The sequence below is a fragment of the Brooklawnia cerclae genome (assembly GCF_011758645.1).
In the GTDB taxonomy this organism is placed as follows: domain Bacteria; phylum Actinomycetota; class Actinomycetes; order Propionibacteriales; family Propionibacteriaceae; genus Brooklawnia; species Brooklawnia cerclae.
In genome coordinates this window covers 1,428,705-1,442,466 of sequence record NZ_JAAMOZ010000001.1, presented here as the reverse complement: position 1 = coordinate 1,442,466, position 13,762 = coordinate 1,428,705, and the positions used below count along the sequence as shown (strand labels likewise).

Genomic DNA, 13,762 nt, shown 5'->3' with positions numbered 1-13,762 from the left:
CGTTCAACCAAGTTGCGCCCTGGCCGGAGTGCTCCCGCCCGAGCGACGTGAGGGTTGTCTCCCGGCGACCCGAGAGTGTTCACAGTCGACCGAAGGAGCCACCATGCCGACGCTGACTCATATCCTGTCCGCAAGCCTGAGAGGCATCGTCTCGTTCACGCGGTACGGCGACGACGGCCCGTTGCGTGAGTGCAGCCTGAACCAGCGCAATGTCATTCACACCCGATGCGGCGACCTCGTGCCGCGCTTCTCGCCACCGGACATCCGCAGCAAGTCGCGGTCGTCGGTGACGTTCTTCCCCGACGGCGCGCTGCGCAGCGTCTACCTCGACGAGCAGACCACGATCCTCACGCCGATCGGTCCGCTACCCGCCGAGCGCGTCACCTTCTTCCGCAACGGTGAGGTCGACAGCGTCTTCCCCCTCGACGGGCAGATCAGCTACAGCTGGAGCGAGGACGACGAGAGGGCCCTTGCCAAACCGCTCTCGTTCGAGTTCGCGTTCGGCACCGTGACCGCGGCGGTGTCCGGGATCCGTTTCTACGAAACCGGTCAGATCAAGAGCGTGCTGCTCTGGCCCGGCGACACCATGACTCTGCAGACACCGATCGGGCCCATGGAGACCCGCGTCGGGTTCCGCATCTACCCCAGCGGGGAGCTCGAGTCGCTGGAGCCCGTCGAACCGATCACCCTCGACACCCCGATAGGCCCCGTGGTCGCCTACGACGTCGATGCGCTCGGCATGAACGCGGACGAGAACTCTGTGCGGTTCGACCGTGCGGGGGACCTCCGCCAGGTGTCGACGTCGGGCGATGCCATCGTCCACAGCCCTCAGCTGGGCGACAAGCGCCTCTCCTCACGGACGCGGCTCGCGCTGACCCACGACGCGCCTGTCAGGCTGCCCATCACCATCGCCTTCGCCGATGACACGGTGACCTTCGACAACGGCAAGGTCTCACTGGAGGTGCCGATCCCGGGCAGTGAGTTCATGGTGCTCCACGACTTCGCCGTGAACGACTGCAACGCGAGCTGTGACTCGTGCACCTCGGTGTGCGGGTGAGGTCGGCCGGCGCAGTCCTGTGACCCGCTGATCGGCAACGCCGGGGGACGAGTACTCAGACGACTACCGTTGCCGCTGTGCCCCTTCAGCTCACGACCGTGCAGGCTCGGCGGATGCGATGGCAGGCCCAGTTGCTCGGAGGCTCCGGCCTTCCACCGGCTGCGGTCGTCCGTCGTGCGGTCGCTTTGCAGGGCCAGGACCTACCTGCCGCCCTGCGGGCCGTGGCGATCCGCTCCGAGCCGGGCACAACGGTCGCACGGGTGCGCGCGTCCTTCGATGCCGGTGAACTGGTGCGGTCGTGGCCGATGCGAGGAACGCTGTTCGTCACGTCCCCGGAGCATCTGGCGACGTTGCTGTACTTCACCGCGGAGCGCACGCACCGGGCCTCGGCCCGTCGTCGGCACCAACTCGGGCTCGCCGACCACGCGATCGAGCGGGCACGGGAGTTGCTGCGGGCCGCGTTGGCCGATCGTCCTCTGCGCAGAGCGCAGGTGCTCGCGATATGGGACGCAGCGGGCATCCCGACGACGGGTGGACGCGGATACCACCTGCTGGCACACCTGTCGGTCGACGGTCTCACGTGCTGGGGCCCGTTCGACGAGGCAGGATCCGAGCAATTGCTCACACTCGCCTCCCTGCCCCAGCCGCCCGATCCCGAGGCCTCGCTCGCGGAGGTGGTGCGGGGTTTCGTCGCCGCACGGGGGCCGGTGACCGAAGCCGATCTCGCGTGGTGGACGAAGCTGCCCAAGGCTGTGTTGCGGCGGGCGGCTTCCACCGTCGGCGACCTCACCGACGTACGGATCGACGACGTCCCCGGATGGGTCATCGGAGATCCGCAGATACCCGACCGGAGTGGTGTGACCCTCGTGCCGGGATTCGACGAGTGGATCCTGGGTTACGCCGACCGGTCGCTGGTGGCCTCTCCGGCAGTGCTCGAAGCGCTCACGCCGGGAGGCAACGGCATCTTCCGGCCTGCGATCCTCCTCGACGGCAGGGTCGTCGGTACGTGGCGGGTCCCCCGATCAGCGGGTGTTCCCGGAATGCCCGTGGCCGAGATCGTGGAGCCGATCGCACCCCGCGCACACCGCGCGATCGATCGCGCCCTCGCCCTATGGCCACACGGTTGACCTCTTCGTTTCCCCAGGACGCCGACCGCAGACGCCGCCGGGCTGCGCACGAACCACGGCGAGTAGGGTGTGCCCGTGGCAGGTGAACAGACCGTCATCGGAAGCCGCCGAACCCCGGTCGACGACGCGCGGCGCACTCTTCCGGTTCGCTGGTTCGTCCTGATCGGTGTCGCCGCTGCTGTCATCGGTCTGATCCCATGGCTTGTCACAGGTATGCGGCTCCCCTTGCAGAATCTCTGGGCCGAGGCCACGCTTCCGGGCGACATGCCGTTGGCCCTGCTGCCGCTCAATCAGTACGCGGTCACGCTGCTGTTCGGGCTGCTGGTCTGTGGGTACGGAGTCGTGGGGCTGGTCGGACGCTGCATGCGCCGCACGGCACCCCAGCATGCCGTGGCGGCCATGGGCATCGGCGTGCTGATCGTGCATGCCGCCGCGACGTTTCAGACCACGGTCACCGTCGCAGACGGCCTGCTGCCCAGCGCCATATCGGCGATCTACCTGACCGCGATGCTCGCGGTGATCGTGGCATCGATCGCCGTCGGCCTACTCGTGCTGAGGCTGATCGGCTCGGCCGCCGTTTCCGGAGCTGTCGTCGGTCTCACGATCGCCGCCGTGGCCGTCGGCTACTGGATCACGGCCTTCGTCAACGTGGTGGGCCTGATCGACTCCTGGACGCCGGAAGCCACCGCCTTTTTTGTCGCAGGCGCCTGGGTCCCACCTGTCCTGACCGGTCTGGCGATCGCGTGGGCCGGGATCGGCCCACGATCGCGAACCGCCGGTGGGGTCATCAGCCTGATCGTCCTGTGGACGCTTCCCGCCTTCCTGACGGCTGTCCAGAGCGTGGCTGGGTCTCGCGCACTACTTCATCAGCCGAGCGAGCTACCTGGATACGCATGGCGGGTGTTCGCGGGCCAACTCATCGATGTGCGCACCGCAGGCTTCTCCCTGTCGGTCGCCGTGGTCATCGGTGTGTCGGGGGCCATGGTCGTCAAGCTGAGGAAACATACGTCCGAGTAGGACGCGCGATAGGCCGCAATCACACGGGCGGCTGAGTTGCGCCTACGTCCCGAGAAGATCGAGCAGGTCCAGCAGCCAGCGCACCCTGTGCGATTCCGCGCCGACCTCGCCCACTCGCCTGACCAGACCCCGGTCGCTCGTGACCACCGTCACCGCGTCCCCCGCACGAACCAGGCGCTCGGTCTCCGCGACGATCGCGTCGTCACCCAACCCACTCGCCCGGACGATCCGCACGCCACCTGCCGGGTCGTCCGGATCACGCACCGCACGTGCCTCACCCTCCACCACCACGACGATCTCCGGGAACCAGCGGTCTTCGGGGAGACCCAACTCCGAGGCGACGATCCCGTGCGCAGCCAGCGCTGTTATCCGCTCGATGAGCCGAGCGGCGGCTGCTGCCCGGTCGCGCCACCAACCGTCCGGGGTCGCGCCGACCACGTTCGCTGCGTCGACCACGACGACGGGCCTTTCAACCAGCAGCCCGCGCAGTCGAACCCATGACTCCCCGAATCCGGGATGCAACGGGTATGTCTCGACGTCGGCAACCGGAACCCACGCCAGTTCGACGCTCTCAGGGTCGCCGACGACGGGATCGAACGGCACCTGAACGTCTGCGACGAGGGTGGTGTAGCTCCACCAGTCCAGGTCGAGCAGGCTGAGCAGCCGCGGTCTGACGACGTGCCGGGCGACTCCGGCTTCTTCCCGCGCTTCACGCAGTGCGGCGTCGACAGCCGACTCACCCTCGTGTCGCGCACCACCAGGCACCCCCCACGTCCCGCCGAAGTGGCTCCAGCCCACGCGATGCTGCAACAGGACGCCGCGCTTCGGATCCACAGCCAGCAACCCTGCTGCACCGAACCGGCCCCAATATCGCTCTCCCGTCGGCGCCACCACCCAGGCGTCACCCGGATCGAGTGGACCGGAGGGTCGGCGCGGCTCGCCGGGGTCAGGTGGGACGATCGTCACGCGTCCAGCCTGTCACATGCCCGGAATGATGCGTCGCGTCCGGATCAGTCGATGACCCGCAACTCCTTCGGGACAGCCTTGAGCGCCTGCGAGATCGGGCAGTTCTCCTTGGCCCACTCGGCCTTGGCCCTGAATCCGTCCGCGTCCAGGCCCGGCACCTCGCCGCTCACGGTGATGGTGATGCCGGTGACCCCCTGCCCCGGCACGAATGTCACGGCAGCCTCCGTGTCGATGTTGGAGGGATCATGGCCGTCCTCGGCCAGAGCGTTGCTCAGCGCCATGCTGTAACACGTGGTGAGAGCCGCGGCGAGCAGCTCCTCGGGATTGGTGGTGCCCTGCCCGGCCTGGGCGCGCTTGGCCCAGCTCACGTCGAAGGTCGCCACGCCTGATGTGGCCAGAGTCGTCTGGCCCTTGCCCTGGAACAGGTTGCCGGTCCAGTGTGTGCGTGCGGTGCTGACGGTGGAATTCGCCATGGGGATGCTCCTTGTCTCGGAGGTTTCCAACGCTTGGTCAGCCTACCCGGGTCGAAGCCGGCAGGCTGGCGAACGCGGAGCCCGGCGCTACGCCGTGAGTACTCAGTCCTTGTTCGGCACAGCTCCGCAGAGCCCCATCACGAGACGAACCAGGTGCGCCAACTCGACATACGTCGGCGCGAGCTCGTATGCGTGCTGATGGCAGGCCTCGCTCAACCGCGACCAGGCGTACTGCGCCCGGGCGACGATGTCGGGATCCTCCTCGCGATACAGGGATTCCAGGCATGTGAGCTTGGTGCGGCCGCTGGCCAGCGGGCCGGCATCGACCTGCTTGGCATGTAGCAGCTCGACGATGACGTCCTCCAGGGCTGACCGGGCGAACCATGCCGCACGGCGGTTGGCATACGGATCGTCCTGACGAAGCTGAGCGATCGCTATGGTCAAGAGCCTGTTCACACCGCGCTCCTGATGTCTGCGACGAGCTTCTTCACGTCCGTGGCGGCGTCGCGTGGTCGGACGGCGTCCCTGAGCCCGTTGTGCATCGCCGGGCCTGCGACGTTCAGCGCAGGCCTCCGGTACGGACGGCCGCCGAGCCAGGCGTCGAGCTCCCGGGGATCGCTTGTCTCGCCCACCACCGCGAGTGCGACCTTCGACCGGGTGGTGTGTGCATCTCCCCAGATCCGTTCGACATCTACGAGCGCGGAACCTGTCTTGATCGTGCGTTCGTAGAACGCGTCCTTCGCTGCGGACTCGACGGCGAACCGCAGCAGACCGGGCAAGGTCCTGCGGATGGCGAGTTCCTCGAGCCGCTCGTCCTCCCACTCCTTGACGATGCCGAACGCGTCGGCGATGTAGCGCTCGGCCGGATCGCTGAGGGTGCGGATGGTCACGTTCGAGTTCTTGCCACGGCACACTTCGAGCACGGTCGCGTCCACGCTCGACCTGCGCACGGCAGCCGGCAAACGGTCGTCGTGAGAGAGCACGATCACCTGCCGCTCCCGGGCGAGTTCGCCGAGCAGGTCCACGAGGCCGTCCACCTTGGCCGGGTCCATCGCCTGCACGGGGTCGTCCAGGACGACGAAACGGAACGGCGACTCAGCCATCGTGGCACGCGGGATGAACAGCGCGAGAGCCAGCGCGTGCAACTCGCCCTGGCTGAGCACGGCGAAGTTGCCGGCGTCCGCACCGTCGATGGAGGCATCGATCTGGACGCGTCGACGCGTACCCGACCCCTCGAGCCTCAGATCACCGAGCTCGATGTTGCTCTCCTGGCGGAGCCTGCTCCATGCCTGACGCGCGCCCTCGGTGATCGGTCTCAGGCGCTCGTTCTTGAGCGCCCGGTCGTTTTCCTTGAGCCATTCTTCGGCCTTGGCCAAACGGTCGACGACGGGGACGTCGGCCGCAGCCGCATCACAAGCGTCGCACCACGCGGCGATCTGTGACGCCAAGGGCTGCCAGACGTCGTTGCGCCGCCCGACCTCTTCGGCGGCGCGTTCGCGAAGGTGCTCCAGAGCCACGAGCAGTGGTCCGACGGTGCGCTCGATGTGATCGGCCTGCGCCAGACGTGTCGTGTTGCTCCCCCCATCGGGGGCATCGAGGAACTCGGTCCACGCCTGTCGGGCCGAGGCCACTGCCTCGTCCAGTTCGGGTACGGGAGGAGCACTGCGCAGAACACCCGGAATCGGAGCCGACACAAGGTTCCGTAACCCGGCCACTGCGGCGTCAAGAGCCTTCTTGGCAGTTTCGTAGGCGGCGTACTGCTGTCGTGCTCGCCCGGCGGCCACCCGGCTCGCGTCGGCCCACGCGATGTCCAGGGTGCCCCTCTGGCATACCGGGCAGCTCATGTCGCCGTGTTCTGCGTGCAGCCGCAATGCAGATTCGAGAAGCTCGAGCCGCTCCAGGTCGACCCGCGAGAGGTCCGTGACGCTGTCAGCGATCGCCGACACACCCGTACGCAGCCTCTCGGCAGTTGTGAGCACCTGTTCCACCGTCACCGGGGACGAGAGTGAGGCCAATGCCTTGAGCGCTGCGATCAGACCGGTCTGGTCATCGTCGCCTCCGGTGGCCAGACTGCGCAACGCAGCCGAATCCGGTGACGTCCTCTTCAGAAGATCAGCAGCTTTGGCGGCCCGCTCGTCCGCGATGTGGGCGGCTTGTGCGCGCAGCTCTTTTCGGCGGGTCGACGCGTCGTTGATCGGCGCCTTCCGCTGTTTCAGCCGAGTCTGGATCCGCTTGAGCGCAGCGGTGAGTTCATCCACTCCCAGGATGCTGGCCAGCGCGTCGTACAGCGTGCTCGGCCCGTCGGCGAGCAGCCCACCCAGCTCGTCGTACGACAGCATCGGCCGGAACTGCTCGAGCGGACGCGCCCATCCCAGGCCATCGATGCCGTCGGTCTGAGGCTGGGTCTTGCCGTCGACGATTCGCTGCGTCCTCGTGATGCGCGTCTCGACGGCGGTGGCGTCGTCCGGCCACGAGCTCATCACGGTGATCGCGCCGCTTCCCTCCTCGAGGACATCGACCGCGATACGGGCATGGGAGTGGTGGAGGTTGCGCCACTTGTCCTTCCAGAACTTGCTCTTCTCACGCCACCGGTAGGTGTCTCCGGTCAGCACCAGCTCGAGGGCCTCGGCAAGACTGGACTTGCCCGAGCCGTTGCGTCCAGCCACGATCGTCAGGCCCGGTTTCGGTTTGAGACGCAGGGTCGTGGTCGCCCCGATCCCGCGGAAGCCCTCTACCTCGATCGATCTCAGGAACGTCCCGCCCGCGGTCACACCCGCATCCGGCACCGAGCCACGGACCCGCGTCGATGAGGCGCCGCTGTTCAGGAAGACATCCAGCTGGTCGTCGCCCTCCATCGCCGCCAGGATCAGCAATCCCACCTCGTCGTCGAGGCCGGACGCTGTGATCTGCTCGTCGACCCAATCCACAAGCTCACGTGTCACGGTTCTCAAACTAGGGCCGGGCTCTGACAGAAAGTCACAGGCCCCCTCAGTGGAAGTCACGCGAGGTGTGATGGACGGCGACCGGGAGCGACTCGACGTAGTCAGCCAGCACGTTGGTGACCCCTTCGGGCGAACGCTCGAGGATGCCGCGGACGATCAGGCCAGGAGCTTCGCGGATGAGTCGCCGGTAACGGGTCCAGAGCCCGGCGGAGCAGACGACGTTGATCATGCCGTGCTCGTCCTCGAGGCTGACGAAGGTGATCCCGGTGGCGGTGGACGGTCGCTGCCGATGGGTGACCAACCCGGCGACGCGAATCCGGCGACCGGGTTCGGCGGTGCGCAGCGCGGCCGAGCTCAGCACACCGCGCTCGTCCAGCCGTTGCCGTAGATGGGCGAGCAGATGGTCGGACGTCGCGATCCCGGTCGCCCAGAGGTCGTCGGCGAGCACCTCGAAGCCGGTCGGCTCGTCGAACAGCGGCGGCTGGAGCGGCGCCACCATGCCCGGCAGGTTCTCCGCCTGGTCCAACGCGGCCGTACCGGCCCGCCACAGTGCCTGCCGACGTCCCAGGCCGAGGCCGTCGAATGCTCCGGCGGTTGCCAGCGCCGACAACTGTTCCTCGGTCAGCCCGGCACGCCGGGCCAGATCCTCCATGGACGAGTACGGCCCATCGGCGTCGCGTTCGACGACGATTCGCTCGGCCACTTTCCGTCCGATCCCCCGGACGCCCGCCAAACCGAGTCTGACAGCGAGATTGCCGTCCCGGCGATGCTGTGCCCCGGTGTCGGGCGCGTCGGGGTCGAACTCGTCCATCGGCGGCTGTTCGGGGTCGAGGCAGGAATCGAGACCGGTGGGGGGCCGCAAGGTCTTGCCGGTTTCGACAGGCTCAACCGGCGGACAGGATCCGTCGGGCTCGACCGACGAGATCGGCTCCAGGCCGGCGTCCACCCCTGAGCGCTGCAGGTCGGGCCGGCGCACCTCGACACCATGCCGCCGGGCGTCAGCGGTCAGGGTCGCAGGCGAGTAGAACCCCATCGGCTGGGCACGAAGCAGTCCGGCCAGGAATGCCGCCGGATAGTGCAGTTTGAGCCACGAACTGGCGTACACCAGCAGCGCGAAGCTCAGCGAGTGGGACTCGGCGAAACCGAAGTTCGCGAACGCCTTGATCTGGGCATAAAGGTGGTCTGCGGCATCACCGGTCAGCCCGTTGCGAGCCATCCCCTCGTAGAGTTTGCGCTCCAGGGACTCGATGCGCTCGATCCCCCGCTTGGAGCCCATCGCCCGGCGCAGCAGGTCGGCGTCCTCGCCGCTGCACTCCCCCACCGCCATCGCCATCTGCATCAGCTGCTCCTGGAAGATCGGCACGCCCAGGGTGCGTTCCAGCACAGGCTTCAGCTTGGGATGGGCGTAGGTGATCGGTTCGGTGCCGAGTTTGCGGCGGACGAACGGATGCACCGCTCCGCCCTGGATGGGGCCGGGCCGGATCAAGGCGATCTCGATGACCAGGTCGTAGAACCGCCGGGGCCGCAACCGGGGCAACAATCCCAGCTGGGCACGGGACTCCACCTGGAACACCCCGATGGCGTCCGCCCGGCAGAGCATGTCGTAGACAGCCTGCTCCTCCTTGGGAATGCTCGCCAGATCCCAGACCTCGCCGGTGGCGTCCCGGACGATGGTGAAGCAGTGCTGCAGCGCGGCCAACATGCCCAGACCGAGCAGGTCGAACTTCACCAGCCCCATCCAGGCGGCATCGTCCTTGTCCCACTGGATCACCGTCCGGCCGGGCATCCGGGCGTGCTCGATCGGCACGACCTGCCCCACCGGACGCTCGGTGAGCACCATCCCACCGGAGTGGATGCCCAGGTGCCGGGGAGCCTTGAGCAGTTGGGCGGCCAGATCGAGCACGGCCTGCGGGACGTCGATCGGCTGTTCGTCCTCCGGTTTCCCCGGCTTCTTGACCCCGACCGAAAGAGCACGCCCAGAACGCTCCTTGAGCCTGTCGAAAGGAGCACGCCCGCCACCAGAACCCGTCCCTTCGACAAGCTCAGGGACCGAAGAACCAACAAGCTCAGGGACCGAAGGAACACGCCCAGAACGCTCCTTGAGCCTGTCGAAAGGAGCACCTCCGCCACCAGAACCCGTCCCTTCGACAAGCTCAGGGACCGAAGAACCAACAAACTCAGGGACCGAAGAACCGACAGCCTCGGGAGGCTTCGGCAGCGACCAGTGCTCCACCTGGCGGGCGAAGGCGTCCTGCTGGCCTGGCGAATAGCCGAGTGCTTTGGCGACGTCCCGGATGGCGTTCTTCGGCCGGTACTGGATGACGTTGCAGACCTGGGCGGCACGCTCGCGCCCGTAGCGCTCGAACACCCATTGGATGACCTCCTCGCGACGATCGGAGTCGAAGTCCACGTCGATGTCGGGCTCCTCGTCCCGCAGCGCCGACAAGAAGCGCTCGAAGGGCAGGCCGTAGCGGATGGAGTCCACCGCAGTGATGCCCAGCAGGTAGCAGACCGCGGAATTGGCAGCCGAACCTCGGCCTTGGCACAGGATGCCGCGACGCCTGGCCTCGGCGACGATGTCGTGCACGATCAGGAAGTAGCCGGGGAAGTCCTTGGCCTCGATCACCGCGAGTTCGCGCTCGATCCGTGCCCGGCCGGCGTCGTCCAGCCGGGGATATTTCCCCGGCACCGCCCGCCAGACCAGCTCCCGGAGCCAGGACATCGGGGTGTGCCCCTCAGGCACCTCCTGCTTGGGCAGGGCAGGCTTGGCCCGGCGCAGCGAGAAGGCCAGCTCGTCGGCGAGTCCCACGGTGCGTTCCACGGCTCCGGGATAGCGCGCGAACAACCGGCTCATCTCGGCCCCGGAGCGCAGGAACGCCATCCCGGTGGCCGGCAGCCAACCGTCCAGATCGTCCAGGCTCCGGTTCGCCCGGATCGCGGCTACCGTCTGGGCGAGCAGACGCTGGGCGGGAGTGGCGTAGTGCACGTTCCCCGTCGCCAGAGTGGGCAGCCCGCGATCGGCGGCGAGCGAGGCCAGCATGTCGTTGTGGGTCGAGTCCAGCGGATGGCCGTGGTCGGTCAGCTCCACGTACACCCGCTGACGACCGAAGAGATCGGTCAGTGCGTCGAGCTCCCGTCCGGCCGCCGCGGCGCCACCGGCGAGCAACCCCTGGCGCACCGCCCCCTTGCGGCAGCCGGTCAGCACCACCCAGTGCCCGTCGGCGGCATTCGCCAATCCGGCCAGGTCATAGATCGGACGCCCCTTCTCGGCCCCGGTGAGCTGGGCGTCGGTGATCGCCCCGGCCAACCGGTGATAACCCGCCTCCCCGGCGGCCAGGACCAGCAGATGAGTGCCCTCCGGGTCGGGTCTGCCGTTCTGCGGCGCGGACAGGCCCAGTGACAGTTCGGCGCCGAAGACCGTCTTCACTCCCGTCGGCTCGGCTGCCTCGGCGAACCTGGTGATCCCGTAGAGCCCGTCGTGGTCGGTGAGAGCCAACGCGTGCAGCCCGAGCCGTTCGGCCTCGACGACCAGGTCTGTCGGCGAGGACACACCGTCGAGAAACGAGAAGGACGAGTGCATGTGCAACTCGGCGTACGGAACGGCATCCCGCGGCCGTTCGATCGGCGGAGCCGTGTAGGGGGCTCGCTTGCGGGATAGCGGGGCGTCCGTCACGGCTGACGGAGCCGGATCGGAGCCGCTCAGCGTGCGCTCGAGGTCGGACCACGGCATCGGTGGGTTGTGGAAACCCATCAGTCGTACCTCCCCTCGGCCTGCCACTGCCCCTCGTCGTCGCACAACAGCAGCCAGGCGGTCTGGCTGTCGTCGACCACCTGGAATCTGTGGGCCCGCCGGTGGCGGACGGGATCCCAACCGCGTTCGTCCATCGTCCAAGGCCCCGCCCAGGCGATGATCGGACGTCGGCGGCCGGCATCGACCAGCACGGCCGGTGGAGCTGACAGGACGCCGCGTTCGTCCACGCCGACCCCGGCACCTCCCGCATCGACAACGGCCACCACCCGGGGATCGTCGAACACCGTCGCAGGCAGGGGGGCCGGCAGGTGCCCGGGCCAGGGACGATCCGAGGGCGAAGGCGGCATCGCCCTGTCTCCCCAGCTGACGAGCACCTGACGCTCGACCAGGCGACGGCCGCCGCCGATCACCGCGGTGACCACGCCGTCTGCCCCCAGCATCGCCTGCACCCGGGACACGACGTGGTGCACGCGTTCGTCCGGCCCCGTACCGAACAACCCGGGGGCGTGATGGGAGACGGCATCCACCGCGGCCGGTTCCAGCCGTACCCGCACCACCCCGCTGCCGAGCTGGCTGCCCGCGGCGGCCTGCGCCTGCCAGCGCACCCGGTCGACCACCGCTGCCGAATCGAACGCGGCGGGATGCAGCCACACCCGTTCGGAATGCTCGCCCTCTTCCGAGGACAGCCCCACCCGCAGTTCGGTGCACACCAGTTGCCGGTCGTTCAGCCCGGCGATGAACTCCTCGGCGGTCGCCCGTACCGCGAATGCGATCTGATCGATCAACTCCAGCGGTGGAGAGAAGTCGATCTGCCGGGCCAGATCGACCGGTGGAGTACGTGGCCGCACGGCGCTGGGATCTCGTCCACGTGCCAGAGCGTGCAATCTCGCGCCCCGCTCACCGAAGCGATCCCGTATCAGCCCCGCGTCGAGCGCCGCGAAATCCCCCAGCCGGTGGACGCCGAGCCTCGGCAGCAGTTCGGCCAGTTCCGCGTCCCCGAGCCGGTTCACGGACAGGGACGACAGAAAAGCGGCAGCCGCGCCGGGCGGCACGATGCGGATCGGCTCGGAGTCGTAGGCGGCCTGCTCGGCGGTGAACATCCCGTCGGCGATCCCGGCCCGCACCCCAGCCATCCCGGCCTGCGTCATGGCGGCCAGCAAGACAGCTGCGGCGGGCTGTTCGCCCCCGTAGTACCGGGCAGGGCCCCTCATCCGGAGCGCAACGAGCCCCGGACGGATCACCTGGACACCCGGGCTGACCTGTTCCAGCAGGTCCACCAGTGGTGCGAACATCCGGTAGTCGCGGTCGATGTCGGCGGGCGCCACCCGCAGCGCCGGGCAGCACGCCTGCGCCTCTCGCCGCCGCTGGCCGCTGTGCACCCCCTCGGCATGGGCGGCCGCGGAGCAGGAGACCACCAGATTGGCCTCGACCACTGCCACTGGTTCGTCGGCGTAACCGCCCTCGGCCAGAGCCCAGGCGGTCACCGGCCATTCAGGAAACCACAGCACGCAACAGCGCACCGGCTGGTCGGTCGCGGTCATCACCCCACCGCCTCCAGCCGCCCGACAGCGGGAACCGACGGCGCAACCGTGCCCAACCGCCCATCGGGACCGGGCAACAGCAACCGGACGCTACGCGGCCGCGGGGCACGCCGGGAGACGACGCTCAGCGTCACCTCCCGCGCCGTCAAACGGCCGTGGCCCTCGCCCACACCCGACCAGTGCGGCGCGTCCACCCGCAATACCGCCTCAGCTCGCGGCCACTCCCCGACCACCAGCAGCGTCGCCTCCCGGTCGCGCAGCCGTGCCGCCAGTCGGGCAGCATCCGCCGGGCGCACCGCGCTGCCGGGACGAACAGCGATCACGCTCAACACCTCGGTCAGCGCGGCGACCACCGACAGCCAGCGCTGCCCCGGCTTGGGGACCAGCGCCAGCCGGTCCAAGGCGACTCCGGCCTGACCGGCCGCCTCCGCGCCCAGTTCCGGCAGGCCCACCGCGCCGCACCAGAGCCCGGCCCGGGAAGGCTCGGCCAGCAGAGCGAGCATCAGGGCTCCGGATGCGTCCAGGGAATAGGCGGACCCGGCTCGCAGACCGGCATCCGGCAGAAGCCCGGCCAACCCGGGGTGCACGGCGAACACCCGCTGCCGGGCGTCGGCCGTATGGCTGTTCGTCTGGGAGCGCAGTCGTCCCACGAGCTCCGGAGTCGGAGACGCTGCGGGTACGGGACGAAAGGACACTGTTCAATAATCGAACTTGTGTTCGATTTGGTCAAGAGGATGGACAGCTCCCGCGGATGCTCGGTGCTCCACGCCTCCTGGCCGCTGCCCTGCGTGACACAGTTCCTTCAATTCCGCTCGACACGCCGTGGAATCGCCCTGTGCGACCCTGAGCGAGTCGATTTGAAGGAACTGTGTCACGCGGGGCGAAGTA

At 68.4% G+C, this 13,762-nt stretch carries 10 protein-coding genes; 3 read left to right on the top strand and 7 right to left on the bottom strand.

What is annotated here, in order from left to right; translation table 11 throughout:
- Positions 1–103: 103 nt before the first annotated feature.
- The 3 genes from FB473_RS06635 (at position 104) to FB473_RS06625 (ending at position 3,201) form a co-directional block, all read left to right on the top strand.
- Positions 104–1,057 (top strand): hypothetical protein, encoded by a 954-nt coding sequence (locus FB473_RS06635; RefSeq protein ID WP_167165796.1) that lies wholly within the window; start codon positions 104–106, stop codon positions 1,055–1,057.
- Positions 1,058–1,134: 77 nt separating this feature from the next.
- Positions 1,135–2,184 (top strand): DNA glycosylase AlkZ-like family protein, encoded by a 1,050-nt coding sequence (locus FB473_RS06630; protein WP_167165794.1) that lies wholly within the window; start codon positions 1,135–1,137, stop codon positions 2,182–2,184.
- A gap of 75 nt (positions 2,185–2,259) precedes the next feature.
- The gene (locus FB473_RS06625) at positions 2,260–3,201 is read left to right on the top strand and encodes a hypothetical protein (RefSeq protein ID WP_167165792.1); all 942 of its coding nucleotides are present in this window, start codon (positions 2,260–2,262) and stop codon (positions 3,199–3,201) included.
- Between the two features lie 42 nt (positions 3,202–3,243).
- Here FB473_RS06625 and FB473_RS06620 read toward each other — a convergent pair whose 3' ends face one another.
- The 7 genes from FB473_RS06620 to FB473_RS06590 form a co-directional block, all read right to left on the bottom strand.
- Complete coding sequence (locus tag FB473_RS06620; RefSeq protein WP_167165790.1) at positions 3,244–4,167, bottom strand: NUDIX domain-containing protein; 924 nt, start codon at positions 4,165–4,167, stop codon at positions 3,244–3,246.
- A gap of 44 nt (positions 4,168–4,211) precedes the next feature.
- Positions 4,212–4,640: an OsmC family peroxiredoxin gene (locus FB473_RS06615; RefSeq protein WP_167165788.1), complete on the bottom strand. Its 429-nt coding sequence runs from the start codon at positions 4,638–4,640 to the stop codon at positions 4,212–4,214.
- A 102-nt stretch (positions 4,641–4,742) separates the two neighbouring features.
- Positions 4,743–5,096 carry a hypothetical protein gene (locus FB473_RS06610; RefSeq protein ID WP_167165786.1) on the bottom strand — a complete coding sequence of 118 codons (354 nt, stop codon included), beginning with the start codon at positions 5,094–5,096 and terminating at the stop codon, positions 4,743–4,745.
- Positions 5,093–7,582 carry an AAA family ATPase gene (locus tag FB473_RS06605; RefSeq protein ID WP_167165784.1) on the bottom strand — a complete coding sequence of 830 codons (2,490 nt, stop codon included), beginning with the start codon at positions 7,580–7,582 and terminating at the stop codon, positions 5,093–5,095. The genes FB473_RS06610 and FB473_RS06605 overlap by 4 nt, the downstream gene beginning before the upstream one ends.
- 46 nt (positions 7,583–7,628) lie before the next feature.
- The gene (locus tag FB473_RS17920) at positions 7,629–11,333 is read right to left on the bottom strand and encodes an error-prone DNA polymerase (RefSeq protein WP_167165782.1); all 3,705 of its coding nucleotides are present in this window, start codon (positions 11,331–11,333) and stop codon (positions 7,629–7,631) included.
- Positions 11,333–12,874 carry a DNA polymerase Y family protein gene (locus FB473_RS06595; RefSeq protein ID WP_167165780.1) on the bottom strand — a complete coding sequence of 514 codons (1,542 nt, stop codon included), beginning with the start codon at positions 12,872–12,874 and terminating at the stop codon, positions 11,333–11,335. The genes FB473_RS17920 and FB473_RS06595 overlap by 1 nt, the downstream gene beginning before the upstream one ends.
- Positions 12,874–13,569 carry a hypothetical protein gene (locus FB473_RS06590; protein WP_167165778.1) on the bottom strand — a complete coding sequence of 232 codons (696 nt, stop codon included), beginning with the start codon at positions 13,567–13,569 and terminating at the stop codon, positions 12,874–12,876. Before FB473_RS06590 ends, FB473_RS06595 begins: the two co-directional genes overlap by 1 nt.
- Positions 13,570–13,762: the final 193 nt, after the last annotated feature.

Bases quoted from the DNA above. Each gene is read 5' to 3' on its own strand.
- FB473_RS06635 (WP_167165796.1), top strand. From the start codon at position 104: ATGCCGACGCTGACTCATATCCTGTCCGCAAGCCTGAGAGGCATCGTC.
- FB473_RS06615 (WP_167165788.1), bottom strand. From the start codon at position 4,640: ATGGCGAATTCCACCGTCAGCACCGCACGCACACACTGGACCGGCAAC.
- FB473_RS17920 (WP_167165782.1), bottom strand. From the start codon at position 11,333: ATGGGTTTCCACAACCCACCGATGCCGTGGTCCGACCTCGAGCGCACG.
- FB473_RS06595 (WP_167165780.1), bottom strand. From the start codon at position 12,874: ATGACCGCGACCGACCAGCCGGTGCGCTGTTGCGTGCTGTGGTTTCCT.